Source organism: Paraburkholderia sp. WC7.3g, assembly GCF_050436345.1.
Lineage (GTDB): Bacteria > Pseudomonadota > Gammaproteobacteria > Burkholderiales > Burkholderiaceae > Paraburkholderia > Paraburkholderia podalyriae.
In genome coordinates this window covers 180,517-206,417 of sequence record NZ_JBNDMA010000003.1, presented here as the reverse complement: position 1 = coordinate 206,417, position 25,901 = coordinate 180,517, and the positions used below count along the sequence as shown (strand labels likewise).

The window sequence follows — 25,901 nt, the reverse complement described above, 5'->3', positions numbered from 1 at the left end:
CTTCGACACCCTGTTCACCCCGCGTCCGCCAGCATCGACTGACGACAATCCAATGCGGCGCACCGGCACGCGTACTGCGCGCGAACCTCTTGATCGAGCGGATCGTCAGTCGCCAGCAGACATTCAATAAACAGTTCTTCGGCGACGTCGATCGGCCGCAGCGTGTGGATGAAGATGCGACTGCCGTCTTCGATGGTCTCGCAGTTGGGGGCACACGCATGGTTCAGCCATCGCGCGCTAGTGCCGCCACGGCTGCCGTCAATCACGCGTCCATCAGACAGCCCAAAGAGGAACGTATGTCCAGAGACGCCTTCCCGCCGGTGACGACGCACGGCCTCGCGCCAGCGTATAATTTCGCCCTTGTACTCGAGCACGCGCTCGCCTGCCGCGAGGGGCGAGGGCGCGCACCGCGAAAACACCCCTGCCATGAACTGAAGACTGCCGGACACTCACGCGCCGCATACCGTTTCCCTATTGATATCCGCGCAAGTATAAAGCGGCAAATTTCCGCATCCACTGCGATGTGATGTGTGAATCACCGTCAGGCCCGCGACCCTGGTCTTCGCGTAGAAACTGGAGCGTTCAGGTCCAACCGCGCAGGAATTTGAAAGACGAGGTCAGACTTTCCAGCAGAGACGTCTGAAATCAGAATAGCTGCGCGCCAAGCTCGCGCAGGCTGTCCCATTTGACGGTGCTGACGAAGGTCTGGCCTGTGGTGTCGAGCGATTCGATCATGGCGCGCTGAATCCGCGCTTCGGCGACAACCCGCACGATGCACGCCTGGTAGCGCAGCAGCGTCCCGGTGCGCCATGGCATTTTCGCCGCTCATGCTACCAGGTCGACGGCGACCGATCCAGGCGGCTGGCCGCGCGTTGCCCGTCTCAACGATAGTCGCCGGTAGCAACAACAGCCTTTGTGCAGACGGCAAGCCCTCTGGCATTGCCGCCTCCGGCGACACGGGCAACGTGATCCTGCTGTCAGGCGCCGTTCACGGCATCCTTGAACGCCTTGCCGGCCGTGAACTTCACGGTTTTCGCGGCGGGGATCTGGATTTCGGCGCCGGTTGCCGGATTGCGGCCCACGCGCGCGGCGCGCGCGCCTGTCGAAAACGAACCGAAACCGATCAATTGCACGGTCTCACCTTCCGTGATCGCCGCCGTCACGGTGCCGATGAAGGCGTCGATCATTTCCGCCGTTGCCGTCTTGCTGTCACCCGTCGCTGCAGCGACGGCGTCGACCAGTTCCTGCTTGTTCATGAGTCATTCCTCGTTGTGATTGTTGATCGCGCCACCCTACCGCATCGGCGCGCGTTTGCGCAATCGCCGCTGGTAATTGGATCCGGTCCGCCGCGCCACGCCCATCGCCGCGTGACATCGAAGCGCGATGCTTCCCGCGCCGGCGGCGGGCGCCGCAGCCGCGCCTGAAAGTTCTTGCTTTTATCAGGGCCGCATCATTCCAATGGCGATAACTGACACTTATCGCCATTGAATTTAATCGCCACAATTCAGGGTAGGCTGATCGTTGCGTCGGCCGGAGGCTTCAGGCCCGATAGCACCTGTTCGATTGCTCCGGCACCAGCCGCGCAGAAACAGTCGAATGGTGGGAAATTCCAATGACCGGATTGGCCGAGGAGACAACCAACTGGTTGCGCGTTTCCGTCCATTGCGAACGGAAGAACTACGATGACCGTTGGTAATCGTGCGAAGCCAGGAACATCGTTGTGAAAAGCGACTGGTATCTCGATATCGGAGTTTGCATTATGATCAGGAATGCGAATGCAACAGGCGTGAGCAATCACGGCGCGTACCGCAGTCAGTGAAGTGCGAGCCCGGCGCTGGTTCGGCAGTAGTGGCGCAGGTTAATCATCGTATAGGCAAGCGTCTTGAACGCGTAGTGAACGTCACTGATGCGTTCAAAGCGTAGCAGCAGACGGCGGAACTTGTCCTCCCAGGCGAAGACCCGTTCAATGGTCCTGAAGCGCTCCTCGAAGATGGCCGGATCGTAGCGCTGCTTGCGGCCCCGCTTCGGTATTTTGCGTCCGCGCGGATTCTCGGGGATGTTCGGGGTCATGCCGCGATTGAAGATCGCCTTGCGGTTGGCCCTGCAGTCGTAAATGCCATCCAGGCTGACGATTGAACCGTGCAGGTCCGCGCCAATGACGCGGGCCATGGCGGTAAGGCTGGGCAGCGCGTCGCGCAACAGCGGTGATTCGTTGCGGTTGCCGGGAGCGCTGATGAATGGAGCAATGACGTTGCAGTTGCGATCGCACAAGGCCACCACCTTGTCGCCCTTCAGATGCTTGTGCCCGCTATACCCGAGATTGTCGCCGCCTTTCTTCGCCGCCGTCGTGGTGCCGTCGCCGCGGATGACCGAAAGGTCAAGCAGCTGGTCCTGATGAAGTTGCTGCACCGAGCCCGAAAAGATGGCATCGATGCAACCATCGGCCTGCCAGCGACGAAACGTGCGGTAGATGCGCGTATAGTGAATTTCAGGGTGACCTTCTGCATTCCTGCCGATCGGCAGCATCTTCCATTGGCAACCCATGTACAGTGCCTGCAGGATGTAGTTGAAGAGGCTCTGTCGCATTAACGCGGGGGAGGTAAACTTCGAGGCTGATGAAAACGCTTTGTTCGCACGATGAAGAAGACACTGACACCACGAACTACGCTTGCTCCGGCCATCGCCAAGGTTCTGAAGCGGCTGCACTATCCCCTTGAAGTGATGCTGCTGTGCGTGCGGTGGTACGTGGCCTACTCGCTGAGTCTTCGGAACCTTGAGGAAATGCTGGCTGAGCGTGACATTGACGTCGACCATTCGACGGTACATCGCTGGGTCATCAAGCTGGTGCCGCTGTTTGAAAAGACGTTTCGCAAGTACAAGCGTCCGGTCGGCAAGAGCTGGCGGGTTGATGAAACCTATATCAAGGTCAAGGGCTCGTGGAAATATCTTTACCGTGCGGTGGATAAGGCGGGCAATACCATTGACTTTCTGTTCAGAGCCAGGCGGGACAAGGCTGCTGCGCGACGCTTCTTCGAAAAGGCAATCGGTCAGAACGGTTCGCCCGAGACGGTGACCATCGACAAAAGCGGCTCCAATCTGGCCGCGCTTAACGCGGTGAATGCCGAGCGCAACATGCCCATCAAGGTTCGTCAGATCAAGTATTTGAACAACATCGTGGAGCAGGACCATCGGGCCATCAAACGCCGAACCCGACCGATGCTCGGATTCAAGGATTTCAACTGTGCGCGTGTCATTCTGAGTGGCATCGAATTAATGCACATGATCAAGAAAGGACAGCTGCAATGTTCTGGCAACAGTCCGCTGTCTGCCGCCCAGCAATTTTACTCGTTAGTTTCATAAGCTATCCTTCGCATATCGCCTTTGCTTGTCCTGCCTGCCTTAATGCGACGGAACCCCTGAACGAGATGGCGATTTCAGGGCCCGCCGAGAGCCACGCGTGGATCACCATTGACAGCCCGATCAGCGCGGCGATGAGAGGTACGAGCCAGACCAGCGATAGCCGCCATCGGCTACGGGTGACGACAGGATCTCGGGGCTCGGGTAGCGGCTTGTTTGATACAGGATTCATGTTTCCTCAGCGTCCCAGATGAGTCGGGGATCGAAGTTCATGGCGCAGAGCATGGTGAGGATCACCACAAGGCCGAAAAAGAGAATGCCGATGCGCGGCTCGCTGTCGGACAGCGCATGGAAGCTGACCAACGCACAGACGATTGCCACCACCATCACGTCGAGCATCGACCAGTAGCCGACCGCTTCGACGAGCCGGTACAAACGGGCACGCTCGTTCATTGCCCGGCGACTGCGCCGCTGGGTGGTCGCGAGCAGCATGCTGAGGATCAGGAACTTGGCGCACGGCACGACCACGCTTGCAATAAAGATCACCGACGCAATACCCCAGGACCCTGCTTTCCAGAACTCCACGACGCCGTAGAGAATCGTGCTGTCGCTGCGGTGTCCCAGAAGGCTCGTGTGCATGACCGGCAGCACATTGGCGGGGATGTAGAAAATCAGGGAAGCGATCAGGAACGCCCACGACCGTGCGATGCTGTCCGGGCGCCGTCGATGCAGGGCTCGTCCGCAGCGCGGGCATTGGGCGTGTCCGTGCACGCGCGGCGTATGTGCGCAAACCAGTCCGCATCCATGGCAGGCAATCAGGCCGAGCTGTCCCGCGCGAGGAGGTGCCTTCATGCTGTCTCCGCGTCGGTCCATTCCCACAGCAAGTGGACATCGCGACTGGCGATGATGGTGATCAGCACCATCAGCGTTGCCGTGGCCCAGATGCCGGGACCGGCTGCCACCTGCACGAAGCTGGAAAGTTTGATGACGGCTACGAGCATGCCAAGTACGCCGACCTCGACGATGCTCCACGGGCGCAGCATCGCAAGCAGCCTCATGCTCCACGCGAAACCCGGCGCCCGGCGTGCGGCGCGGGCAAATGCCAGCACCCAGCCGAGCAGCGCGATCTGGAGAAGTGGCACCACGACGATCATCATCGCAGTGGCGAGCGCAATCGGTGCGACCGCGCCGTGCGCCAGCGCTGCCGCGGACTGCCAGAGCGTCGTCTCGCTGTGCAGGCCCTGCAGGGAGATCCGGATCACCGGGCAGACGTTGGCGATCACGAAGACGATGGCTGCGGCGACGGTTAGCGCGAGCCACCGATCGACATCGAGCTGGCTTGCGCGATACAGGACGGCCGAACATTGCCCGCAGCGCGCCACCTCGCGCGTGGCCAGCGCGCGGCGGCGGTACACGCTGTCACAATGCTCGCAGACGACGAGACTAGGGAAGGTTTGCATGAGCATCTGGCAATCAGGACGGCCTGCCACTGCCGCCGGCCACCGTCTTCGGCCGCTGCTGCGCGTGGCCCGCCTGAGCAGTGCGCGCGTCGAAGTACGACGTCGCGTAGTCGATGAACGCCCGGACCTTCGCCGCCATCAGGCTCCGGTCCCGATATGCGAGCCTCAGCTCAGCCTGCGCGCTCACGACCTCGAAGTCGGGCAGCAGCTGTACCAGCCGGCCATCGTCCAGCTCCTTGCCGACCATCGTAAGAGGCAACGCGCCGAGACCAGCACCGCTCACCACCAGTTCCTTGTTCAACGCGGCGTTGTTGGTCGACACGTCGTGTTCCAGTGGCACGGCAAACTGTTCGCCACCGCGCTGGAATCGCAGTTGTGGTTCGCTGATCGAGGCGAGTATTGTGACGAAGCGGAATGCGGCGAGATCGTTGGGCCTTTGCGGTAGCTGGCGCCCCTGCAGGTAGCTGGGCGAGCCCACCACGGCGAGGGGCAGGCGGCACAACGCACGGGTGATCGTGAGTTCGCTCGTCAGCATGAACGGCAGCACGATGCCGAGATCAAAGGCTTCCTTGATCAGATCGACTGGCCGTTCCGCCAGCGTCAATTCGAGCTGCACGGCTGGGTACCGGGCACGGAACCCGGCGATCAGCGGTGGCAACTCTAGCACCGCCGCGGTGGTGTGGGCGACGAGCCGCAGTACCCCGGCAGGCTCCCGTGCGCGCTGCCCGGTACCGGCCTCGAGCAGGTCCAGTTCAGCAACCACGCGCGAGCAGCCGCCGTAAAACTCCTCGCCGGATTCAGTGAGTGCGAGGTGACGGGTCGTGCGCTGAAAAAGACGCACACCGAGCCTGGTTTCGAGCCCCGTTATCGCGCGCGAGACGATTGACGTCGAGACGCCGAGCTTATTCGCGGCGTGCGTGAAGCTCTGCATTTCGACGACGGTGCAAAAAGTCCGCAGCGTTTCGAGGTGGTCCATAATGAATGTCTGCTCAAGTTCGACTGACACGTCGGCGATCGACCGGAAGGGTCGATTTTTTTGGAATGGGGCCGAACTAACCCATTTTCCCGCCGAGTCGCGGGCTTTTTCGCCCCCCGGGCGCCCCTTGGGCGCGCAGCCCCGGCCGGCTACCGTGACGACATCGCTGGCCGCATCGGCCAGTACAGCATTTCGGCGGCGACATGGCGGTAATCGCGCGCCGCCGGCGTCGACGGAAACGCATCCACCACGCAGCGCCCGAGTTCGAGCGACCGCGCCATCCGCGGATCGGCGGCGACGCAGCCCGCGTCCGTCGCCAATACCGTCAGATAGCGGCCCGCGACGCCCGCCAGGTTCTCGAATGCGACCTGCGCGTCGACGCGGCTCTGCACGTGGTTCGCAAGCACGCGGAACTGCGCGATCGCGTGCGCGTAGTGCAGCCGCTTCATGCACAGGTAGGCGTCGGAGATCGCTTGCGCGGCCAAGCGCGTGACGATCATCACGTCGTGCGCCTGCACCGCGAGCGCCGACAACGCGCCGAGCCGGTCGAGCGGCGCATCGATCAGCACGACGTCGGCTGGTCCGCCCAGCACCGCGCCGAGCTGCGTCGCGCTATAGCCGTCGCAGTGATGGCGTGGCGCCGCCAGCAGCGCAAAGCCGAGCTCGGTCCTCACGGCCGCCTGATCCAGCGGCAGTTCGCCGTTCACCACCGCGCTGAAATTTCCCGTGCTGCCCGCACCATCCAGGCCGCGCACGCCGCCCAGCATTGCGGGCACCGAGTGCCCGCCCACGCATTCGTCGATCACGAGCACGTCCTTGCCTTGCGCCGCGAGCGCCGCCGCTAGATTCACGACGGTCGACTTGCGGCCGACGCGCGCCGAGCCGCCCGTCACCGCCACGACGCGCGAGCCGCATCTCGCGAGCAGCCGCCGCAGCCCCTCGGCCTGATCGGGCACCCGCTTATCCAAAGCGAACCCCCTGCAGCGCGGTGCTCGCGCGCGACGACAGCGCCGACAGCAGCGCCGGAATGTCGTCGTCGTGCGGCACGAACGGGGAGCCGTCGCGCGGAATGCAGACCGCGCTCTTGATCAGGAATTTCATAAGTGTGCGCAATCCAATGCTCACGACAGAAACGTCGAACGCCGAGTCCGCTTGCCGTCCATGCCCCGGCCATCTCGGGCCAGAATGCCTCGCCCTGCCGGGTATCGCCCTGCGCGGCATGAGCGAGAAAAACACCCTTGTGTTGGTGGACGGTGAGCGCTCCGCGCCGTATGCCTTCGCATCGGCCGGTAGCACTTAATAGGTGGCCGCTTCACCACCGAGGTCGAGCAGAGGCTAAACCATCTCCGGCGTCTGCACCCGTGACTCGGTCGTCTCCTGCGCATGTCGAGCAGCGAACGTGAGATAAACCGCTGGCAACACGAACAGCGTGAACAACGTACCTATCGCCAACCCGCTGCCGATCACCAGCCCCATGTTGAAACGCGACGCCGCACCCGCACCTGAGGACAGGATCAATGGCACGACGCCGAGCACCATCGCCGCGGTAGTCATCAGGATCGGCCGCAAGCGGATCCCCGCCGCATGGACGATGGCTTCGAGTTTCGACATGCCCTCGTGCTGCGCCGCATTCGCGACTTCCACAATCAGAATGCCGTGCTTGCTGATCAGCCCCATCAGTGTCACCAGCCCGACCTCCGTGTAGATATTCAGCGACGCCCCTCCCAGCCCAAGGCTGATGAACACGAGCGCACCCGCTACCGACATCGGGATCGAAACAAGGATCACCAACGGGTCGCGGAAGCTCTCGAACAACGCCGCGAGACTCAGGTAGATGATGATCAGCGCCAGAACAAAGGTGCCCACAAAGCCGCTCGATTCCTGCACGAGTTGACGCAAAGGGCCGGAATAGTCGATCGACACGTCCGCCGGCAGCGTACGCGCCGCAAGCGCCTGCAGCGACCTGAGCGCGGCGTCCTGCGAAACGCCGAGCGCGGGCACGCCGGAGATCGTCGCCGAGTTCACCTGCTGGAAATGATTGATGGTTTCAGGCACGGTTTCGGTCCGCACATGGGCGATCGACGATAACGGCACGGGCACGTTATTCACAGTCGCGATCTGGTAATTCATGACCTGGTCGAGCGTCAGGCGCGAGCGCTGCTGCACTTGGGCAATTACCTGGTACGAGCGCGAATCGAGACTGAAGTAATTCGTATAACCGCCCCCCAACAGACCGCCCAGCGCCGTGCCGACCTGCTGCATCGTCAAGCCGAGTTGTGAGGCCTTGTCGCGGTCGATATCGAACACTTTCTGCGGCTGGTCGACCTTGAGGTCGCTATCGATAAATAGGAATATCCCACTGGCGGCTGCGTCCGAAAGGAATTTCTGAGCCTCTACATTCAGCCTATCCAGCGGCTGCGTCGACTTGAGCACGAACTGGATCGGCAAGCCTTGCGAACCGGGCAGCGGAGGGGGCTGAAACGCGACGACCTTCTGACCTGCCACCTTGTTGAACTGGTTCTGCAGATCGCGCTGGATATCGATCGCAGTGCGATGACGCTGATCCCACGGCTTGAACGTCACACCGGCAATCGACTGCGACGGGCTCTCAACCTGGAACGTCTGCGCGGCCTCGGGGACCTTGGCCATGATGTCGGCGACCTGACGGCCGAACGCCTCCTTTTGCTGCAGCGTCGCGTCCGGCGCGGAAGTCGGCTGCAGAATGACGACCCCTTGATCCTCTTGCGGTGCAAGTTCGCTGTCGGCACTGGTGTACAGGAAATAGATGCTGGAAATTACCAGCCCGGTAAACAATAGCGTCACCGGGACCGTCCGCAAACTGTTGCGCAGCAGCCGTTCATAGCCACGCCGCAGTGAACCGAAAACATGATCGATCGTCTCGACAATGCGCGTGACAAAACGGCCGCCCTGATCGTGCGGTTTCAAGAACTGGCCGCACATCATAGGCGACAGCGTCAGAGAAATGACCGCGGACATGGTCACCGCGCCAACCAGCGTGAACGCGAACTCGGTGAATAATGCGCCGGTCAGTCCACCCTGAAAACCGATCGGCACATAGACGGCGATCAGGACGATGGTCATCGCGATGATAGGGCTGGCGAGGTCGCGCGCGGCCTTGATCGCGGCATCGCGTGGCCGCATGCCCCCTTCGAGATGAAGGCTCACGCTCTCGACCACAATGATCGCGTCATCGACCACCAGCCCGATCGCCAGTACTAGCGCGAGCAAGGTCAGCAGGTTGATCGAGAACCCTAGCGCGAGCATCACGCCGAAGGTGCCCACCAGTGACAACGGAATCGCGATGACCGGAATCAGCACGGAGCGCGGCGCGCCGAGGAAGGCAAACACCACCAGCGTGACGATCACCACCGTCTCGATCAACGAGTTCTCGACCTCATGAATCGAACTGTCAACGAATACCGTGGAGTCGTAGATGACCGAGCCGTGCAATCCCGCCGGCAGTGCCTTCTGAATGTCGGGCAACACAGCCTTCACGCCCTTGATCACATCGAGCAGGCTCGCCCCCGGCACCGTCTGGATCCCCACGTACACGCCCTTCTGGCCGTTATACGACACGCCGGATTCATAGTCTTCCGAGCCGAGCGTGACGTTGGCCACATCCTTCAGCCTGATGATGCCGCCATTGACCTGCTTGATCACGAGATCGCGGAACTGCTGCGCCGAATGCAGATCCGTCGATGCGGTGAGGTTGAACTGCACCATCTGCCCTTTGGTGGTTCCCAGTCCTGCGATCACGTTGTTCGAGGAAAGCGCGTTGGTGACATCGGTCGCGGTAAGGCCGTACTCCGCGAGCTTCTGCGGATCGAGCCACGCGCGCAGCGCAAAATACTGCGGTCCGAGCAGTTCGGCCGTCTGCACGCCTTGCACTGCCTGCAGACGCGGCTGCACGTTGCGCACGAGGTAGTCGGTGATCTGGTTGGGCGTGAGTTCATCGCTCGAAAAGCCGATAATCAACGCGTCCAGCGACTGTCCGATCGCGACCGTGATGGCCGGCTGCTGCACGCCGCTCGGCAACTGGTTGAGCACCGAGTTGATCTTGGCGTTGATCTCGGTGACCGCTTTGTCAGGGTCGAAGTTGAGCACGAGGTTCGCGGTGATCGTGCTGGTGCCGGCGATGCTCTTCGACGACAGGTAATCGATCCCGTTCGCCTGCGCGATGGCGTTTTCCAGCGGCGTGGTGACAAAACCCTCCACGGTCTGCGGATCGGCGCCGTAGTACGTCGTGGTCACGGTCACCACGGCGTTTTCGGTTTTCGGGTACTCGAGAACGGGCAGCGAGGTGAACGCCTTGTAGCCGAGCACAAGGATCATCAGGCTGACCACGCACGCGAGTACAGGCCGGCGGATAAAGATGTCGGTAAATTTCATGAGCCGTCCTGTTCAGTGATCTTGCGGGACGGGCGCGGCGTCGTTGGGCAGCTTCACGCTGTTATCGATCTGGACCAATGCGTCGTTGTGCAGCTTGAGTTGCCCCGCCGTCACCACCACGTCGCCGGCCTTCAGTCCCTTCAGGATGCTGACCTGATCGCCGCGCGTCCCGCCAGTCGTCACGAACTGCTGGCGGACACTTGCCTGCGGCCTGCTCTGCGCGTCCTTGCCCTCGTGGACCACGTAGACGAGGCTGCCATATGGGTTGTACGTCACCGCCGTCTGCGGAATCGTCACGAGCGATTGCTCCGCGCCGCTCGCCACGCTGGCGGTGGCGAACATGCCGGGCAGCAGCGCGCCGTCGGGGTTCGCAAACGACGCGCGTATCTGCAGCATGCGGCTCGAGGTGTCGACCTTCGAATTCATCGACGTCACCGTGCCGGTGAACGTCTTGCCGGGATACGCATCAACGCTCACCGATGCGGTCTGTCCGACGCTGATCTGCCCACGCACCTGCTGCGGCAGATAGAAGTCGAGCAACATCGGGTCGAGTGCCTGCAACGTGACAACCGTCGTGCCGGCCGCCAGGTATTGACCCACATCGACCTGACGCACGCCCAGACGTCCCGAAAACGGCGCGCGGACGACCTTCTCGGTCATCAGCGCCTGTTGCGCCGCGACTTGCGCGCGCGCCGCCTTCAGGTTGCCGACATCTGTATCCACGGTCGACTGCGCCACGCCCTGCGCCGCAAGTTGCTGCAGGTCGCGCTTGTAGGTGATCTCGTCCAGACTGGCAGTGGCCTGCAATTGCGCGAGCTTGGCGGGATCGTCGTTCGGACGCAGGCGGAGCAGCACGGTCCCTTGCTTCACGTCGCGGCCGGACTCGAAGTCGATTTCATCGACCACGCCGCTCGTTTCCAGCGAAAGATCCGCACCCGTCGACGCCCGCAGCGATCCGACGCCCGTGAGCGTCGGCTGCCACGGCTGCAAGACAGCGGATGTGGTCGACACGGTCGCCTGTTGCGACTGGATACCGGCCGTGACCTGCTTCAGGATGTGCCCCTTGAACAGGTGGAAACCAATCAGCGCGGCGGCAAGCAGTCCCACCACCAGAAGCATCAGAAACAGGCGAAGCACGGTTCTAGGCGGCCGCTGCCATTCAGGCGGGGTGTTGGCGGTATCCGCAAGCGGGGTAACAGGGGTCATGATTTAAAATGCTCCGCAACATTGCGCAACTTTGGGATCGACATCGCTTCGATGCCACCAGCCACCGCCCAGCGCCTGGAAGAGCGCGACGGTATCGGTGTAGCGAGTGGCTTGAGAGGAAATCAGGTTGAGGCGCGCGCTCTCATCGGATTGCTCGGCGCTCAGCACATTGAGGTAAGTCCCGCCGCCCGCGCGGTATTGCGCCTGAGCGACCCTGAGGCTCGCAGCAGCCGTTTTCTGCGTCTCGAGGTTCGCAGCAAGCGTTTCGGCATCCCGATGAATGGCGACGAGCGCATTGGCCACGTCCTGAAACGCCGAGTTGACCGTGCTGCTGTACTGCGCGGCGGCGACATCGACCGCAGCATCGGCGGCGCGCTTCTTCGCCTTGAGTGTGCCGCCCTCGAAGACCGGCTGGGTGAGGCTAGCCGCGAGGCTCCATACAATGCCTGCGGGATTGAAAAGGTTTGAGTAGTTGCTGCCCTCGCGTCCATAACTGCCGGTCAGCGAAATCTGCGGCAACATGTTTGCCACCGCGATGCCGACGTTCGCCGTCGCCGAATGCAGCAAGGCGCCATACGCCTGGATGTCGGGTCGCTGCGCAACCAGACTCGATGGCAGCGACACCGGCAGTTCCTCCGGCAGCACGAGGCTGGCGAGATCCAGCGTAGACCCGGTGTAGTCGGTCGGCAGGCCGCCCAGGTACACCGCGAGTTGATTGCGCTGCTGCTCGAGCTGCTTCTGCAAACCGGGCAGCGTGGCGATCTGCGCATCCAGCAGCGACTGCTGCTGCAGCACGTCCACCTGGCTTACGCCGCCGGCCTCGAAGCGGTGGCGCGTAACGTCGAGCGCGGCAGTATACGCGCGGATGATATCGTTGGTCGTATCAATCTGCGCCTGCAACGAAGCCTCGTTGATGGCCGCATTGACAACGTTCGCGATCAGCGTCAGTTCGGTCGCCTCCAGCTCGTAGCGCTCATACTCGGCTTGGGCATTCAGTTGCTCGACTTGCCGGCGAACGCCGCCGAATGCATCGAGCGTGTACGACACGCTGAGCGATCCGCTTATGAGGCTGTATGTCTGCGGCACCGGGCTCACCAGCATGGTGCGCTCGCGTTCGGCCGATGTGCTTGCGCTGATCTGCGGGAAAAAACTGCCCTGCTCCGCACGCGTGTTCTCGCGCGCCTCGCGCAACGTCGCCTGAGCGGCAGCAAGCGTGGGATTGGCCTTGAGCGCGCGCTCGACCAGCGCGTTGATCTGCGACGAATGGAACAGCGCCCACCAGTCACCCTGGATGTCGCGCCCCTCGACGAGCGTTTGCGCGCTGCCCGCGGTCGTGTCCGCGGAAACACTACGCGCGGGAACTGGCTTCTCTGTAAACCTCGACACATTGGGCGCAGGCGGAGCGACATAATTCGGTCCGACCGTGCAACCCGCGAGCATAGTTTCGAACGCCAGAAGTGCGGCCAATGACAGAGACGCAAGCGGAGCGGCTCGCCCCTGCGCTGTCGTTGGGCGGCAGTTGAACTTCGGATGAATGTTTTTGATAGTCTTTGACGTGCGCATGTGTTTCTATACCCATTAGTACAGCAACCGTTATGCTAGACTATAAAGTACAGAAATTGCAAGCAGGAGTTATTACGTGCAGAAATGTTCGCCAGAGAGCCGCGTCGGTCGGCCGAAAGATGCCGCCAAGCACACGTCCATTGTGGAAGCGGCAACGAGGCTCTTCTCCGGGCAGCGCTACGACACCGTGACCATGGAGGCCGTCGCCGCAGAGGCGGGGGTGTCAAAGATGACGGTCTACAGCCATTTCTCGGACAAGGAAGCGTTATTCGAGGCAGTCGTGCGTGACGTTTCGGACCGGATGCTCCAGGTACTGCCGCCCGCGAGTTCCGAAAATTTACCCTTACGGGAACGGCTGTCTGCCATCGGCGCCGCATTCCTGAAGATCATCGTCAGTGTCCATGTTGCTGGCATGGCGCACGCGCTGCCGACCGGCCGCCAAGACCTGCCGCTAAGGACACGCTTTTACGATGCAGGGCCGGGGCGGACTGTGGCGGTACTGGCCGGTATCATCAGCGAGGCCGCGGCGCGCAATGAACTGATCGTCGACTCGCCGGAGCTGGCGGCCCACGACCTGGTGAACCTGTGGGCAGGTGATCTGCACGCGCGCATCCTATTCGGAGTTGTGAAGCGGGCAACCGATAGGGAAATCAAGGAGCGGACACGCCGCGGCACGGACGTATTTTTACGAGCTTTTGGGAAAACGGGAAAGCGCGAGCCGTCATGATGTCTCGCTCGACGTGTCCCTAGCGCGCTCGGCGGCGGATTCGCGGCGCTGGCGGTGTGGCTTGCGCCGAAACCCACGCGGGTCGCGGATCACTCGAAGGCTCATTGATTCTGTACATCGGTCGTCCATTCGCGTCGGCCGGCGAACTCCGTTCAACCAGGAACCGATATGTCTCACCCAATCCGTATTGTCATTGTCGGCGGTGGAATCGCCGGGATCCTGCTCGCGACAAGGCTGGGCAACCATTACGCGCATTCGGACGAAGCGAGTGTGACGTTGATCGACAGCAGCCAGACCCATATCTGGAAACCGATGCTCCATACGATCGCGGCAGGCACGCGTGATGTTTCGCAGCAGCAGGTTAGTTATCTCGATCACGCGAGCGCACACCGGTTTGCATGGCAGCCAGGCCGGATGTGTGGACTGGATCGTGCCCGCAAAGAAGTGCTGCTCGACGAGATCAGGACGCCCGAGGGCGAACTCGTGCTCGAACCCAGGACGATCCCCTTCGACGTGCTGGTGCTGTCGGTGGGCAGTCAGGCGAACGATTTCGGCGTTCCCGGCGTCAGGCAACACTGCCACTTCATTGATAGCCAGAAACAGGCCGAAGCTTTCAACGTCGTCTTGCGTAACCGGATGCTTCGCGCCGTCGCGAAGGATGAACGAGTTCGGGTCGCAATTGTCGGGGCAGGCGCCACCGGTGTCGAGCTCTCCGCTGAGTTAAGCCGCGTACTTGAGATTGCCGAGGGCTATGGTGACCCTACCTTGCGCAGCCGGCTGAGCTTGACGCTGCTTGAAAGCGGACCGCGCATCCTTGCTTCTTTCCCGCCAAAGATTTCAGCGTCCAGTGAGGAACAGCTCAGGCATATTGGTTTTCGCGTGCAGACCTCGACGCGGGTCACGGCAGCGCAAAGCAATGGGTTCCAGATCGACGGCGGGCGTCTCGTCAGCGCCGACCTCATGGTCTGGGCCGCAGGCGTCAAGGCGCCAGATTTCATGAGCAATCTGGCGAGAATGGAAACCACCCGTTCAAACCAGATCGTGGTTAAAGCCACGCTTCAGTCGACGAGCGACGACAATATTTTTGCACTCGGCGACTGCGCAAGTCTGACATTGATGGATCACGAACGGCCGTTACCGCCTACCGCACAGGTCGCAACACAGCAGGCTGAACATCTGGCCCGCCATCTGCCGGCGTGGCTCGCGAGAGCACCATTGCCTGACTTTAAGTTCCGGGATTATGGCTCGCTCGTTTCGCTCAGCGACTATGGCGCATTTGGTACGTTAGGGAGCTTTGGCTTCTTTCGCGGTGGCTTCATACGCGGACGCTTCGCGCAGATGAGCCATGCGATGCTTTATCGCCGCCATCAGCAGGCGCTTCATGGTTTCGGAAAAGCAGCACTGATGTGGAGCGCCGAACAGATCAATAGCCTTGTACAGCCCAAAATCAGACTGAGCTGACTACACTTCCAGCTATGCGTTGCTCGTGGCATCTGCGGCGGCGAGCGGCGAGACTAGAGAATGAAAGGGGGACTTCCCCGTCCCGAGGCTGCGGCGGAAGCCGCGAGTCGGCATCAATGTGCCAAGATGAAGTTGCGAACGTTCACCGACACCAGCGAGAGGGGAAGTCCATGCCTATTGTCACTATCGGAATCGATCTTGCCAAGAATGTATTTGCCGTTCACGGTGTGGACGGGACCAGTAAAGCGATGCTGATCAAGCCGCGTGTGCCGCGCGATCAACTGGTGAGCTTGATCTCGCAGTTGCCAGCGTGCCCGATCGGCATCGATGCGTGCTCCGGCGCACATCACCGGGCTCGCGTGTTCCAGCAGCACGGCAATACGGTCAAGCTCATGGCGCCCAACCTTGTGGCGCCTTATCGTATGCCATCATCTACAGTTTAATGGGACCGATAGATCATCCGCAACGGATACCGGCTTTTCTAACGCGAAGCAATCCTTAGAAAGATTCGAAAGCGAATGACGAAAATAATGCTTTGCATCCGGCGAATAGTATCGTGGTACGCAACTCCGGAACGATGAAATTTTCCAGGGAAGGGGCTATGGTTCGAGGTAGATTTGTTGACGTGACCCTTCTCAACCTTCGGCGCTGTAACATCGATTAATCAATTGAAACCTTCAGACCCGCTGCAGTTAGGCGGAGGCAACGCGCCTTTCCTGTATTCGTCGGCACGCCTTGGGAACCTGACGCTTTCGAGCGCATTTCAGCCGATATTCAGCCTGTCGCATCGTCGCTCAATTGGATATGAGGCGTTGCTTCGGGTGCGCGACCCTGCCGGAAAGGAAGTTCATCCCCTTGCGGTATTGGACCGCACCGTTGAACGGGGACGTTGGAACAATCTTGAGCGCAGTGTCCAGGCGTTGGCTGTATGAGGAACTGAAGCTGTTCAACGGCTATCGTGTTCGTCGTGCAGCCGCACCGAAAGCGCGCCCAGCATGATAGGTCCCATAAATCTTGACATGAAGCAAACAGGAGAGCGTAGTGCCGGAAACCGGCCCGCTGCGTTCGACGTGGCGGGAGCTGGAAACGTGACCATGGTTGCCGGATTGCGGGCCATCGCGAAAGCGGTGGAATCACCACCGGCGCCTGCCGGTGCGCGCGCCAGTTCTCGACCCTACTGACGTGGCGGGAGCTGGAAACGTGACCATGGTAGTCGGAATGAGGTCCACCGCGAAAGCCGTGGAGAGACCACCGGAGCCTAACGTGTCTGCGCCAGTTCCCGACCTTACTGAGCGGCGGGCGGAGGCTAGCGCGCAAGCGCGCCTCCTCCGACCCGACAGTATGAGAGCGATCATATCGATTTCTAACGGGTTTTTCCTTGTGGCACGATACATGCGGGGCTATCCGCGAAAGTGTCACTGACTGAGGAGAAGCCCTATGTCGTCAGTAAAACTGATCTCAAATTACGCAATAGTCAAGCTCCCCGTGAGTCAGCTCCGACCGAGCGAGGAGATCAACGTCGCGCGTGCTCGGACGCTGGCCAAAATGATCGCCGAAGACAGACGGTGGACCCAGCCCGTTTTAGTCGAGCACCGCCATTTTGTTATCATGGATGGTCATCATCGCCATTTTTGCGCCAAGGCGCTGGGCCTCTTGTTTGTTCCCTCCGTACTGCTTTCCTACGATGATCCAAACTTGCATGTGACCTACTGGTCCGAGTCCGCGCCTGTTGTCGCGGACCAGATCATCCAGGCGGGCCTTTCCGGCGACCTGATGAGCTTTAAGACCACCCGACACAGGTTAAAGGTCACGCTGCCAAGCTGCTCAGTCGATCTCGATGACCTGAGATGAGGGACTGCGGATGATCCGGGAACACTCTGTCAATGAGCCGGAGCCTCTATTCAGCGATTGGATGTGCGATTTGCTCAACAGTCGATCCGAACTCACCGCTCGGGTCGCCGTTGCATGTCGTACATCCAGCCCAAGCCAACAAAAACTAACTCCAATGGCGGAACGAATTGCGCATCGTATATAGCGATCGTCAGATCCAGTTCGCCGAGGCCTGCAGGTCCGGTTCGCTCCTGCACGCATTCGCGGTGGCTGGCACCGGGGCTAACGTTTCTTCGCTACACGAAATTACTTCGGCCTTCATGAACCTAGACATAATGGTCGCTGCTGATTGAACACCACAGGGGCCCGTCTCGGGTATCGTGGGTTGCGCACCGAAGTGTGCCGAGCCGCATGCGCCTGGGTGGGCCAGGCGCAGAACTTCAGGAGACGGGCCATGGACAAGCAACTGGTTGCGAGTTTCGTTTGAGGCGATCTGGCGGTGGTCCAACGGAATCAGAAGCGGGCGAGACCAGGCGCGTCGAGGTCGGCGACGAGGCAGTTTTGCGTTGTCATGGATGTATTTCGGCAGGGTGAGGACGAAGGGGATCACGGCGCGCTGCGCCGGACGTAAAGCATGGACCTCGACTGCCAGATCAACTACCGCAATAGTGCCGTAGATTGATCATCGTGTAGGCTATGGTCTTGAATGCGTAGTGCAACTGACTGATACGTTCGAAGCGAAGTAACAGGCGGCGGAATTTGTCTTCCCACGCGAACACGCGCTCGATCGTACGAAACCGCTCGTTAAAAATGGTCTGATCGAACAGCGGCTTGCGACCTCGCTTCGTGCGTTTCCTGCCGCGCGGGTTCGGATTAATGTTGGGCACCATCGCGCGGTTGAATATCGCCTTGCGGTTGGCGCGACAATCGTAGACGCCGTCCAGGCTGACCACGCTGTCACGCAGGTCCAGGTTTGCTTCACGGGCAATCTGTATCACCTGCGGCAGCGCGTCACGCAGCAGTGGCGATTCGTTGCGATTGCCTGGTGCCGGCACGAACGGGGCAATCACATTGCAGTTCCGGTCGCAGAAGGCAACGACCTTGTCACCCTTCATGTGCTTGTGGCCGCTGAAGCCAATGTTGTCGCCGCCTTTTTTCGCCGCCGTCGTGGTACCGTCGCCATGGATGATGCTGGTGTCCAGCAACTGGTCGTGGCTAAGCCGCACGACCGACGCGAGGAAGACAGCGTCAAAACATTCGCATGCCTGCCAGCGGCGAAAGGCCCGATAGATGCTTGTGTAGTGGATCTCCGGCCTGCCGTGCCGATCCATTGCAATCGGCAGCGCCTTCCATTGGCAACCCAGGTAAAGCAGTTTCAGGATGTAGTTGAAGATCGCGTGCGCGGTCAGTTTGGATGCCGGTCCCCGGCTTCCTGCCGTGAGGTGCGGCAAGACAAATTGCTCGAACTGTTCGAGGCTTAATTCCGTTGGAATCCGTTGCCATTGCTGGCTTTTCGCCATTATCGACCGCCAAAGATCGGGAATTCTAGCGGATCCGGCAGAAATCGGCGAAAGTCATACCCACAAAGGACTTCAGACAAATTCAGCAGCCTTGAGAAACCCGCAACCAGTTGTGAGATAAATGGGCTTTCCCTCCTTGCATATCGGACGTTGATGTCCTGAATGCGTAGATGCCGGAGACGTGATGGACAATTTTGCGGGACTCGTTGCGTTCGTCAAATCGGCGGAGACGTGCAGCTTTGTTGACGCCGGGCGGATACTCGGTATTTCTGCCTCAGCTGTGGGGAAAAGTGTTTCGCGCCTTGAAGAGCGGTTGGCGACTCGGCTGTTTCAGCGGAACACCCGGAATATGAAACTCACCGCTGAGGGCGTTCTCTTCTTGCAGCGATGTCAGCGAATTATTTCGGAAATGGCGGCAGCTGAAGAGGAGCTGTCTGACATCAAAGCCGTCCCCCGGGGCCTATTGAGAGTTAGCCTGCCCTATGTCGGAACACTGCTTCACTCAGTTCTAGATCAGTTTATGATTGCGTTCCCTAACATTGAGCTGGAAGTTGATTTTTCGGATCGCAAGGTAGACCTGATTGATGAGGCTTTTGATGCGGTTGTCCGAATTGGAGATGTTGACGACAGCAGATTGGTGAGCCGGCAAATCCTCACTTTTCAAAGATTGTTGGTAGCGTCGCCAGATTATCTTGTCCGAGAGGGCAGTCCAGATATACCAACGGACCTGTTGCGACATAGATGCCTGCTCTATAAGTTTCCTAATACTGGCAAGATTGAGCCGTGGCCCGTCGACGGCTGGAATAACCTGATTCTGCAAAATGCGCGCTCTACGATAAGCTGTAACGCCATCGAGACACTTGCTTTCCTCGCGACGCAAGGCAGGGGCATCGCTTGTTTGCCAGATTTCTGTGTTCGTGATGCTCTTGAGCGCGGCCAGTTGCAAAGGGTGCTTGATGCTGAGGAGCAACAGCCGCGTTCGTTGACAGTTCTTTGGCCTTCGAGCAAGTACGTGGTGCCCAAGCTGCGCGCTTTTATCGATTTTTTAAGTGCGCAGTCGTTCAACGCGTATGTGTGCGGTAACGCGCTTCCAGGCAATACGAGGCTCTAAGCCAGAGCGCTGCGCAACTGCTCAAGAAGAACGCCGTCCGGGTCGTCCACGTTCAAAGTAGCCGAGCCAGTGTTTGAAAGGGTCACCGAACCCGTAGGGTGCCCAATCCTGAGCTGGATTCGCTCCATTTGAAACTTTCGATTGGCCGCCAGCGTCGTGCATGCTGCCCGTACATCACGGTTGCCCTTGATCACGATCTTCGCCGCGATACCGTCCTCGACCTGCAAAGAGTTCATTTGGACGGAGTCGACCACCAGCGGTAGCCCAGTGCCAGGGCGGTTTCAAAGGTGAAGCGCAACAGCGGGTTAATGAACGGAAGCTGAAGTTATGGAAGCGGTTGCGAGCATACGTTCGAACACCTCGAATGGCGAATGAAATGCATGCGTAGCACGCGGTCGGCTGTTGAGGCTGTCGGCGATGGCATCGAGTTCGTCCTGGCTGTAGATCGAGAGGTCGGTGCCTTTTGGCAAGTACTGACGCAGCAGCCCGTTGGTGTTCTCACAGGTGCCGCGTTGCCAGGGGCTGTGCGGATCGCAGAAGTACACGCGCACGCCGGTGGCGGCGCTGAGCTCCTGATGGCGGGTCATTTCCTTGCCCTGGTCGTAAGTGAAGCTCTGGCGCAGGGGCGCAGCGATCGAATTCAGCTTCGCAGTGAAGCCGGCCAGGGCCGAGGCGGCGGTGGCGTCGTCCATCTTCGCCAGCAGCACCAGGCGACTGGTGCGCTCAACCAGCACGCCGACGGAAGACTGGTTGCCGGCACCCTTGATAAAGTCGCCTTCCCAATGGCCTGGCATCACCCGGTCATCGACCTCAGGCGGGCGCACATGGATGCTCACCATGTCGGGGATCTGGCCGCGCCGGTCAGTGCCCCGCTTGCGTGACATACGCGTGCTGTGGCCGTGGCGCAGACAGGCGATAAGCTGGCGGCGCAGCTCGCCGCGTGGCTGGGCATAGATGGCGGTGTAGATGGTCTCGTGCGAGACATGCTGGGTCGGATCGTTGGGCCACATGCGCTTGAGGGTACCTGAGATCTGCTGGGGCGACCACTTCCATTCCAGCAGGGTGAGTACCACGCGCCACGACACGCTTTGAGGGTGCAGCTTGGGACACGGGCGCGCAGCCTCGCGTCGGCTCGTGCTGAGCGCCTGCGCTGGTGCAGACGCATAGCCCACGGCAGAACACGTGTTCCTGGTCAGCTCGCGGCTCACGGTTGACGCCGCGCGCCCGAGTGTTCGGGCGATGACCTGAACGCTCGAACCCTGCTGCTTCATGCTTGCAATCGTCATGCGTTCTTCAGGCTGCAGTTGTTGGTAACTTCTTTTTTGCATTGGCACACCTTACACGAGCAAGGTGTTGCACTTCAAATTTGATCGCGCCCAGCCTGAAACTTGGCTGCCCACGCTAGTACGTCGACTGTGTACGGGTTGATGGCGACCTCGAAGTCGGTCGCTTCCGACAACCTGTTCATAAGCGGCTGTAAGCTGCGAGGCGGATCTCTCAACTCCAGACCAGGCCCGTCGGTCGTAGCACGGAAGAAGCTTTGTCGAAACTCGACGCGGTCGAACGACCACGTGGGCCTCTTTACCACGCGCGTTTCCGATGCCGCGTATGTGCTGAAGTGGGTCGCCGGCACCGATGCCGGCGACGCGCACGGCACGCACATCGAACCTGGCATGCCGCGGACCGCCGGGCGACGCATCGGCGTGCTGTCGAGACAGGTCGGTGGCGCGATCGATTCCGCGCAGCAACAGGCGCTCGATCAGCTCGCGGCCCGCCTGGCTGACGCGGGCGCGGAGCTCGTCGAAGTCGAGTTGCCGTCCGAAATTCCCGGCGGGATTGCGTACGCGTTGACGCTGATGGCCGTCGAGGCTGCGATGATCCACGGCGATCTCGTGGACCGGACGCCGGGGCGGGTGAGTCAAGCGATGATCGCGTTAGTTGAGCAAGGGCGCAGCATCCCGGCGCCGGACTATGCAAGAATCCGGGCGCAGCAGGTACAGATGGCTCAGCGCTTTAACGAATGGCTGACCGGAACGGTGGCGCTCGATGCGCTGCTAGTTGCGCCCGCAACCGGGGAGGCGCCGCGTGGGCTGGACTATACGGGCGATGCGTCGTTTTGCGCGCCGTGGACGTTCCTCGGTGTGCCGGCAGTCACGGTGCCGGTCGGCTTTGGTCCGTCGGGCCTGCCGTTGGGCGTGCAACTAGTCGGCGCCGTGCATGGCGATCAGGCCTTACTGGCGCTGGCCGATTGGGTTGAGCAACACACCGGCTGGCCGGCGGCCCGGGCGGCGCGTTTGCGCGAGATGGTCCGCGGCAGGATATGACATGCGTTAGTGTCTTTAGGCGCGCCTAAACATCCCGACCGTCTTACCGGCATGCAACGCATGCGGCCCTATAGCGCAGATAGCTACTCAGTACACGTCTTGTCCGCCTACCGATGAACAAGGGAAGCGGACCGGTACTCGGCAATCCGACCGACCTCACTCAACCGGTCGGCTTTCCGTTTGCACTGGACCCGACCCAGAATCCGCGGACATTTCAGTCGTATTCGCACTACGTGATGCCCGGCGGCTCGCTGGCACCGACCGTGAAAATCAATCGCACCGGTTGCGGTACCGCCTTCTTTGCTTTGGCTTATGAATAGCTGTTGACCGGGGCGCCGCCCGGAGCGCATGACCGCAACGGCCACGGCGCGTCGGCAAACGACAGCTCTGGATGACTTATGGTCTTATTTCTTCCGTGCCGATGCCCAGCACTCGAATCCGATAGTTGAGTTGGCTGAGTGTCAACCCGAGTTGTTGGGCCGCCCGCGATTTGACACCGCCGGCCCGCACCAACGCCATGACGATACGTTGGCGCTGATCGAGGCTGACATGCCTCGACAATTCGACACGACCCACACTGTCTACCGGTGGCATTGCTGTTACTGACGCCAACGAGTTGCCTTCCGTTTCCAGAACCGCCAGAACTTCGGGTGCGTCGATGAGCGGCAATTCGGTCAATAGCGTCAGGCGGTCGATCACGTTCTGCACCTGGCGTACGTTTCCAGGCCACGGATAGCGGATCAAGGCGGCCAGTGCTTCGCCGGAGAGCCGCGCGTTGCGTTTGAAGCGTCTGTTGGCTTCCTGCAGGAAATATTGGACCAATGATGCAATGTCTTCCGGACGCTCGCGAAGCGGCGCGAGATGAATGGGTACGACATAGAGCCGGTAGAACAGGTCGAGACGAAACTTTCCTTCGCTTACGCGTTGCCGCAGATCCTGGTTGGTGGCGGCCACGATGCGTACGTCAACACGTTGCTCACGGCGCGCGCCGATGCGCGAGACGGTGCGCTCCTGCAACGTGCGCAGGAGCTTGACCTGCATGTTAAAAGGCAGGTCGCCGATCTCATCGAGAAACAGTGTCCCGTTGTTCGCTTCCTCGATACGACCGGGGCGAGTACTTGTGGCGCCGGTAAAAGACCCTTTCTCGTGGCCGAACAGTTCGGATTCGAACAGCGCCTCGGGGACCGCCCCGCAATTCACCCTGACAAACGGAAAGTCGCGGCGCGGACTGGCGAGATGAACGGCGTGTGCCAACAGTTCCTTTCCGGTACCGGATTCGCCCAGTAGCAGGACGGTAGCGTCGCTGGGGGCGACCTGTTCGATCTGCCGGATAACCGTGCGAATTTTTGCCGATTCACCGATTACGCCGTAGCTGCGCGCTTGCTGATCTAACGCCTGCTTCAGAGTCTGGTTTTCGTATTCGAGTGCCGCAGTGCGGGTCTGAATGCGTTCCGCAATGAGGTCGTCGAGGCGCAGCAACTGCCCGATTTGAGCCGCGACCTCGCGCAGTATTTCGAGGTCGGCCGTCAGGCTGCGGGAGATGCCGCGAAACCGGTTGACGCTGAAGACGCCTCGCGTATGACCGCTTACCTGGATCGGGAAGAAGAACATGGATGTCGTGCCGTTCGGCAGTGCGCTGCGCGGCACGGTACGCCACAGATAACGCGATTCTGCGTCGATGTCCTGCACGATGGTCAACTGGCCGGACTCGAACACTTTGCCGGTAATGCCTTCGCCAGGTGCAAATACGCCGCGCCTCATTTCGTCGCGCGTCAGCCCGTAAGCGCATCGGAGCGTCAATCTGCCGGTCGCCGGATCGGCCAGGAACAGGCGTCCTCGATTGAGTCCCAGGATTTCCGAGAGCAGATGGAATACCTCGCGCAGGTTTTCAGCGGAGTTTGAGTACCGCCCCACCACCTTAGCCAGTTCGCGCCGGAAGAAGAGTTCGTGCAGTGACCAGTTGACGTCGACGTGGACTTCGAGCGCGAGGTCTGCGCGCGCAGACGAACGATTGGTCGTGTCGACCGCGTCTTCACAGGAAGAACCGATGGGCTGGGGCATGGATATGACGACGTCCGCAGATCGATTGGGAATGCGTTCTCGCGGCGTCCAGTAACTGCCGCGAACGGGATGATGCTTTGCGCAATTTACGTGAACAAAATATTCGTTTGTTAACAATTCGACGACTCAGGAATGAATGATCCGCGAGACCACGATAGCAATACCCTCTTGCGTTTCGCTCGCCCGGCAGCCGTGACGAGCAAATGAAGGTGCGTTAGGTGCAGCTAGCACGGATATTGCGTATAGCCTCACTCGTCAACGGGCACTCCCCGAACGTCCGATCGATTCAGAGGGGCAGCGAATGCATGCAAGCGTAGAAGCGATAGATCCAACACCGACGACCACGGCGCCACGGCGTCCCGCCGTCACCGTAAAAGGCCTGAGTAAATTTTTTGGCGCGCAGCCGCTCTATGACAGATTCGATCTGGAGATTCCAGCGGGTAGTTTCACGTCGATATTCGGCCCGAACGGCTGCGGCAAGTCCACGCTGATCAACATGATGGCGGGGCTCGCGCCCTACGATGCAGGGCAGATCCTGTTCGACGGACGGGACGTGCGCGATGTCACGATCGGTTATGTCTTTCAGAACTATCGCGAGGCGCTGTTTCCGTGGCGGCGTGCATTCGAGAACATCGAGTATCCGTTGAAAATCCAAGGCATGAACACGACGCAACGGCGTGAACGCGTGCACGAACTCGTTGAGCAATTCGACGTACGGTTCGATCTGAACCGCTATCCCTACGAGTTTTCCGGCGGGCAGCAGCAATTGATTTCGATTCTGCGCGCACTAGCACCACATCCAGAGGTTGTCTTTCTTGACGAGCCGTTTTCCGCGCTCGACTACGAAATGACCCTGTTCATCCGTGAGAAGCTGCAATCCGTGTTCGTCCAAAGCGGGGTCACGATGATCCTGGTGTCCCACGATCTGGAGGATGCGGTCTATCTGGCCGACAGGGTTCTGATGCTGACGCGGCGGCCAACCCGGGTGGCGGCCGTCGTACCGTGCGAATTGCCCTATCCACGCACCGATGCCACCCTGCATCATCCGCAATTCATTGCCGCGAAGCGCCGTAGCCTCGAAGTCTTTCAGCGGGAGGTGCGTCGATGATGGCAATCCGTTCAGCGTGGCGAACGCGCCTTTTTCGTCCTGGCCTGATCGGTCCGATAGGACTGGTTCTGCTCTGGAGCGTCGCACATTCGGCCCATTGGGTGACGCCCCGCCTGCTGCCTGGGCCTCTCGAAACGTTCGGCACGCTGTGGTCCAGCGTCGTGCAGGGCACGCTGTGGCCGGACCTCGTCGCGACCGCGCTACGTACCGGCTATGCGTTCGTCATTGCAGCGGTGGCGGGCATTCCGGTCGGTGTCGTGCTGGGTTCGAGCCCGGTGATTTACCGCTCCACCGAATTCATCATCGACTTTTTCCGTTCGACGCCAGCCACTGCCATGTTTCCGCTGTTTCTGCTGGTGTTTGGCATCGGCGAGGAATCCAAGGTCGCAGTGGCGGCATTTTCCGCCTGGCTCGTGATTGTGTTCAACACGGCCTATGGCGTAATGAACGCACGCAAGACACGCATTCTCGCGGCGCGCGTAATGGGCGCATCTGACTGGCGAGTGCTACGCGACGTGATGTTCTACGAGTCTTTACCGCAAACGTTCGTCGGGCTGAGGCTCGGTGTCTCCTATGCGCTGGTGGTGATCATTGTCGCCGAAATGTTCATTGGTTCTTCCGACGGGATGGGGCGTCGGATTATCGACGCCGAGCAGGTTTACGACCTTGGTCAAATGTATGGAACGATCATTGCCACAGGTTGCATCGGATACGCGATCAATCTTGGCTTCCTGGCTCTGGAACGGTTCTTTGTGAAGTGGTCAGGAAAGTAGCTGTCTTTAAGAAA

24 protein-coding genes and 3 pseudogenes are annotated in these 25,901 nt (G+C 60.4%); 11 read left to right on the top strand and 16 right to left on the bottom strand.

What is annotated here, in order from left to right:
* Nucleotides 1-14: 14 nt before the first annotated feature.
* From OKW43_RS32290 to OKW43_RS32275, 4 genes and pseudogenes are all read right to left on the bottom strand, one after another.
* Nucleotides 15-462 (bottom strand): annotated as a pseudogene (locus OKW43_RS32290) (SET domain-containing protein).
* Nucleotides 463-645: 183 nt separating this feature from the next.
* Entirely contained in the window at nt 646-816 is a 171-nt protein-coding gene (locus tag OKW43_RS32285) for a hypothetical protein (RefSeq protein ID WP_429452183.1), read from the bottom strand.
* A gap of 161 nt (nt 817-977) precedes the next feature.
* A complete protein-coding gene (locus tag OKW43_RS32280; protein ID WP_429452181.1) occupies nt 978-1,256 on the bottom strand; it encodes an HU family DNA-binding protein in 279 nt (92 codons plus the stop codon).
* Nucleotides 1,257-1,812: 556 nt separating this feature from the next.
* Complete coding sequence (locus OKW43_RS32275) at nt 1,813-2,526, bottom strand: transposase (RefSeq protein WP_429452179.1); 714 nt, start codon at nt 2,524-2,526, stop codon at nt 1,813-1,815.
* A gap of 111 nt (nt 2,527-2,637) precedes the next feature.
* Between OKW43_RS32275 and OKW43_RS32270 the strand changes: the two genes are divergently transcribed.
* Nucleotides 2,638-3,360 (top strand): IS6 family transposase, encoded by a 723-nt coding sequence (locus OKW43_RS32270; RefSeq protein ID WP_429452125.1) that lies wholly within the window; start codon nt 2,638-2,640, stop codon nt 3,358-3,360.
* A gap of 225 nt (nt 3,361-3,585) precedes the next feature.
* Here OKW43_RS32270 and OKW43_RS32265 read toward each other — a convergent pair whose 3' ends face one another.
* The 8 genes from OKW43_RS32265 to OKW43_RS32230 form a co-directional block, all read right to left on the bottom strand.
* Nucleotides 3,586-4,209 carry a paraquat-inducible protein A gene (locus OKW43_RS32265; protein ID WP_429452177.1) on the bottom strand — a complete coding sequence of 208 codons (624 nt, stop codon included), beginning with the start codon at nt 4,207-4,209 and terminating at the stop codon, nt 3,586-3,588.
* Nucleotides 4,206-4,823 (bottom strand): paraquat-inducible protein A, encoded by a 618-nt coding sequence (locus OKW43_RS32260; protein WP_429452175.1) that lies wholly within the window; start codon nt 4,821-4,823, stop codon nt 4,206-4,208. Before OKW43_RS32260 ends, OKW43_RS32265 begins: the two co-directional genes overlap by 4 nt.
* Nucleotides 4,824-4,830: 7 nt before the next feature.
* Complete coding sequence (locus OKW43_RS32255; RefSeq protein ID WP_429452545.1) at nt 4,831-5,793, bottom strand: LysR family transcriptional regulator; 963 nt, start codon at nt 5,791-5,793, stop codon at nt 4,831-4,833.
* A 149-nt stretch (nt 5,794-5,942) separates the two neighbouring features.
* Nucleotides 5,943-6,761, bottom strand: coding sequence for a MinD/ParA family protein (locus OKW43_RS32250; protein WP_429452173.1), 819 nt, complete (start codon nt 6,759-6,761; stop codon nt 5,943-5,945).
* Entirely contained in the window at nt 6,754-6,894 is a 141-nt protein-coding gene (locus OKW43_RS32245) for a hypothetical protein (RefSeq protein ID WP_429452580.1), read from the bottom strand. The genes OKW43_RS32250 and OKW43_RS32245 overlap by 8 nt, the downstream gene beginning before the upstream one ends.
* Before the next feature lie 234 nt (nt 6,895-7,128).
* Nucleotides 7,129-10,203 (bottom strand): efflux RND transporter permease subunit, encoded by a 3,075-nt coding sequence (locus OKW43_RS32240; RefSeq protein WP_429452171.1) that lies wholly within the window; start codon nt 10,201-10,203, stop codon nt 7,129-7,131.
* A 12-nt stretch (nt 10,204-10,215) separates the two neighbouring features.
* Entirely contained in the window at nt 10,216-11,409 is a 1,194-nt protein-coding gene (locus OKW43_RS32235) for an efflux RND transporter periplasmic adaptor subunit (protein ID WP_429452169.1), read from the bottom strand.
* A gap of 3 nt (nt 11,410-11,412) precedes the next feature.
* Nucleotides 11,413-12,849, bottom strand: coding sequence for an efflux transporter outer membrane subunit (locus OKW43_RS32230; RefSeq protein WP_429452543.1), 1,437 nt, complete (start codon nt 12,847-12,849; stop codon nt 11,413-11,415).
* A gap of 199 nt (nt 12,850-13,048) precedes the next feature.
* Here OKW43_RS32230 and OKW43_RS32225 point away from each other — a divergent pair, with 199 nt between their 5' ends.
* From OKW43_RS32225 to OKW43_RS32205, 5 genes and pseudogenes are all read left to right on the top strand, one after another.
* Nucleotides 13,049-13,699, top strand: a complete 651-nt coding sequence (locus OKW43_RS32225) for a TetR/AcrR family transcriptional regulator (protein ID WP_429452167.1) — start codon at nt 13,049-13,051, stop codon at nt 13,697-13,699.
* 168 nt (nt 13,700-13,867) lie between these two features.
* A complete protein-coding gene (locus tag OKW43_RS32220; protein WP_429452165.1) occupies nt 13,868-15,160 on the top strand; it encodes an NAD(P)/FAD-dependent oxidoreductase in 1,293 nt (430 codons plus the stop codon).
* A 170-nt stretch (nt 15,161-15,330) separates the two neighbouring features.
* A pseudogene (locus OKW43_RS32215) lies at nt 15,331-15,585 on the top strand (IS110 family transposase); the annotation flags it as partial.
* Nucleotides 15,586-15,828: 243 nt separating this feature from the next.
* Complete coding sequence (locus OKW43_RS32210) at nt 15,829-16,092, top strand: hypothetical protein (protein ID WP_429452163.1); 264 nt, start codon at nt 15,829-15,831, stop codon at nt 16,090-16,092.
* 505 nt (nt 16,093-16,597) lie between these two features.
* Nucleotides 16,598-17,011 carry a ParB N-terminal domain-containing protein gene (locus OKW43_RS32205; RefSeq protein WP_429452161.1) on the top strand — a complete coding sequence of 138 codons (414 nt, stop codon included), beginning with the start codon at nt 16,598-16,600 and terminating at the stop codon, nt 17,009-17,011.
* Nucleotides 17,012-17,643: 632 nt separating this feature from the next.
* On the opposite strand, the gene OKW43_RS32200 is transcribed toward OKW43_RS32205, so the two are convergent.
* The gene (locus OKW43_RS32200; protein ID WP_429452159.1) at nt 17,644-18,510 is read right to left on the bottom strand and encodes a transposase; all 867 of its coding nucleotides are present in this window, start codon (nt 18,508-18,510) and stop codon (nt 17,644-17,646) included.
* A 184-nt stretch (nt 18,511-18,694) separates the two neighbouring features.
* Between OKW43_RS32200 and OKW43_RS32195 the strand changes: the two genes are divergently transcribed.
* Nucleotides 18,695-19,621 (top strand): LysR substrate-binding domain-containing protein, encoded by a 927-nt coding sequence (locus OKW43_RS32195; protein ID WP_429452157.1) that lies wholly within the window; start codon nt 18,695-18,697, stop codon nt 19,619-19,621.
* Here OKW43_RS32195 and OKW43_RS32190 read toward each other — a convergent pair.
* Both OKW43_RS32190 and OKW43_RS32185 read right to left on the bottom strand, forming a co-directional pair.
* Entirely contained in the window at nt 19,618-19,857 is a 240-nt protein-coding gene (locus OKW43_RS32190; RefSeq protein ID WP_429452155.1) for a hypothetical protein, read from the bottom strand. The two genes, OKW43_RS32195 and OKW43_RS32190, sit on opposite strands and share 4 nt — an antisense overlap.
* Before the next feature lie 69 nt (nt 19,858-19,926).
* A complete protein-coding gene (locus tag OKW43_RS32185; protein WP_429445436.1) occupies nt 19,927-20,949 on the bottom strand; it encodes an IS30 family transposase in 1,023 nt (340 codons plus the stop codon).
* Nucleotides 20,950-21,192: 243 nt separating this feature from the next.
* On the opposite strand from OKW43_RS32185, the gene OKW43_RS32180 reads away from it, so the two are divergent.
* A complete protein-coding gene (locus OKW43_RS32180; RefSeq protein ID WP_429452153.1) occupies nt 21,193-21,945 on the top strand; it encodes an amidase family protein in 753 nt (250 codons plus the stop codon).
* A 107-nt stretch (nt 21,946-22,052) separates the two neighbouring features.
* A pseudogene (locus OKW43_RS32175) lies at nt 22,053-22,241 on the top strand (glycoside hydrolase family 68 protein); the annotation flags it as partial.
* Nucleotides 22,242-22,341: 100 nt separating this feature from the next.
* Here the strand turns inward: OKW43_RS32175 and OKW43_RS32170 are convergent.
* Nucleotides 22,342-24,006 (bottom strand): sigma 54-interacting transcriptional regulator, encoded by a 1,665-nt coding sequence (locus OKW43_RS32170; protein WP_429452151.1) that lies wholly within the window; start codon nt 24,004-24,006, stop codon nt 22,342-22,344.
* 301 nt (nt 24,007-24,307) lie between these two features.
* On the opposite strand from OKW43_RS32170, the gene OKW43_RS32165 reads away from it, so the two are divergent.
* Complete coding sequence (locus OKW43_RS32165) at nt 24,308-25,114, top strand: ABC transporter ATP-binding protein (protein ID WP_429452149.1); 807 nt, start codon at nt 24,308-24,310, stop codon at nt 25,112-25,114.
* Nucleotides 25,111-25,887, top strand: a complete 777-nt coding sequence (locus OKW43_RS32160) for an ABC transporter permease (RefSeq protein ID WP_429452147.1) — start codon at nt 25,111-25,113, stop codon at nt 25,885-25,887. Before OKW43_RS32165 ends, OKW43_RS32160 begins: the two co-directional genes overlap by 4 nt.
* Nucleotides 25,888-25,901 lie beyond the last annotated feature (14 nt).

What these genes read in the sequence shown, in the direction of transcription:
- OKW43_RS32285 (WP_429452183.1), bottom strand. Translation starts at nt 816, where the DNA reads ATGCCATGGCGCACCGGGACGCTGCTGCGCTACCAGGCGTGCATCGTG.
- OKW43_RS32280 (WP_429452181.1), bottom strand. Translation starts at nt 1,256, where the DNA reads ATGAACAAGCAGGAACTGGTCGACGCCGTCGCTGCAGCGACGGGTGAC.
- OKW43_RS32275 (WP_429452179.1), bottom strand. Translation starts at nt 2,526, where the DNA reads ATGCTGCCGATCGGCAGGAATGCAGAAGGTCACCCTGAAATTCACTAT.
- OKW43_RS32270 (WP_429452125.1), top strand. Translation starts at nt 2,638, where the DNA reads ATGAAGAAGACACTGACACCACGAACTACGCTTGCTCCGGCCATCGCC.
- OKW43_RS32265 (WP_429452177.1), bottom strand. Translation starts at nt 4,209, where the DNA reads ATGAAGGCACCTCCTCGCGCGGGACAGCTCGGCCTGATTGCCTGCCAT.
- OKW43_RS32260 (WP_429452175.1), bottom strand. Translation starts at nt 4,823, where the DNA reads ATGCTCATGCAAACCTTCCCTAGTCTCGTCGTCTGCGAGCATTGTGAC.
- OKW43_RS32255 (WP_429452545.1), bottom strand. Translation starts at nt 5,793, where the DNA reads ATGGACCACCTCGAAACGCTGCGGACTTTTTGCACCGTCGTCGAAATG.
- OKW43_RS32245 (WP_429452580.1), bottom strand. Translation starts at nt 6,894, where the DNA reads ATGAAATTCCTGATCAAGAGCGCGGTCTGCATTCCGCGCGACGGCTCC.
- OKW43_RS32240 (WP_429452171.1), bottom strand. Translation starts at nt 10,203, where the DNA reads ATGAAATTTACCGACATCTTTATCCGCCGGCCTGTACTCGCGTGCGTG.
- OKW43_RS32235 (WP_429452169.1), bottom strand. Translation starts at nt 11,409, where the DNA reads ATGACCCCTGTTACCCCGCTTGCGGATACCGCCAACACCCCGCCTGAA.
- OKW43_RS32230 (WP_429452543.1), bottom strand. Translation starts at nt 12,849, where the DNA reads ATGCTCGCGGGTTGCACGGTCGGACCGAATTATGTCGCTCCGCCTGCG.
- OKW43_RS32220 (WP_429452165.1), top strand. Translation starts at nt 13,868, where the DNA reads ATGTCTCACCCAATCCGTATTGTCATTGTCGGCGGTGGAATCGCCGGG.
- OKW43_RS32205 (WP_429452161.1), top strand. Translation starts at nt 16,598, where the DNA reads ATGTCGTCAGTAAAACTGATCTCAAATTACGCAATAGTCAAGCTCCCC.
- OKW43_RS32200 (WP_429452159.1), bottom strand. Translation starts at nt 18,510, where the DNA reads ATGGCGAAAAGCCAGCAATGGCAACGGATTCCAACGGAATTAAGCCTC.
- OKW43_RS32195 (WP_429452157.1), top strand. Translation starts at nt 18,695, where the DNA reads ATGGACAATTTTGCGGGACTCGTTGCGTTCGTCAAATCGGCGGAGACG.
- OKW43_RS32190 (WP_429452155.1), bottom strand. Translation starts at nt 19,857, where the DNA reads ATGAACTCTTTGCAGGTCGAGGACGGTATCGCGGCGAAGATCGTGATC.
- OKW43_RS32185 (WP_429445436.1), bottom strand. Translation starts at nt 20,949, where the DNA reads ATGCAAAAAAGAAGTTACCAACAACTGCAGCCTGAAGAACGCATGACG.
- OKW43_RS32170 (WP_429452151.1), bottom strand. Translation starts at nt 24,006, where the DNA reads ATGCCCCAGCCCATCGGTTCTTCCTGTGAAGACGCGGTCGACACGACC.
- OKW43_RS32165 (WP_429452149.1), top strand. Translation starts at nt 24,308, where the DNA reads ATGCATGCAAGCGTAGAAGCGATAGATCCAACACCGACGACCACGGCG.
- OKW43_RS32160 (WP_429452147.1), top strand. Translation starts at nt 25,111, where the DNA reads ATGATGGCAATCCGTTCAGCGTGGCGAACGCGCCTTTTTCGTCCTGGC.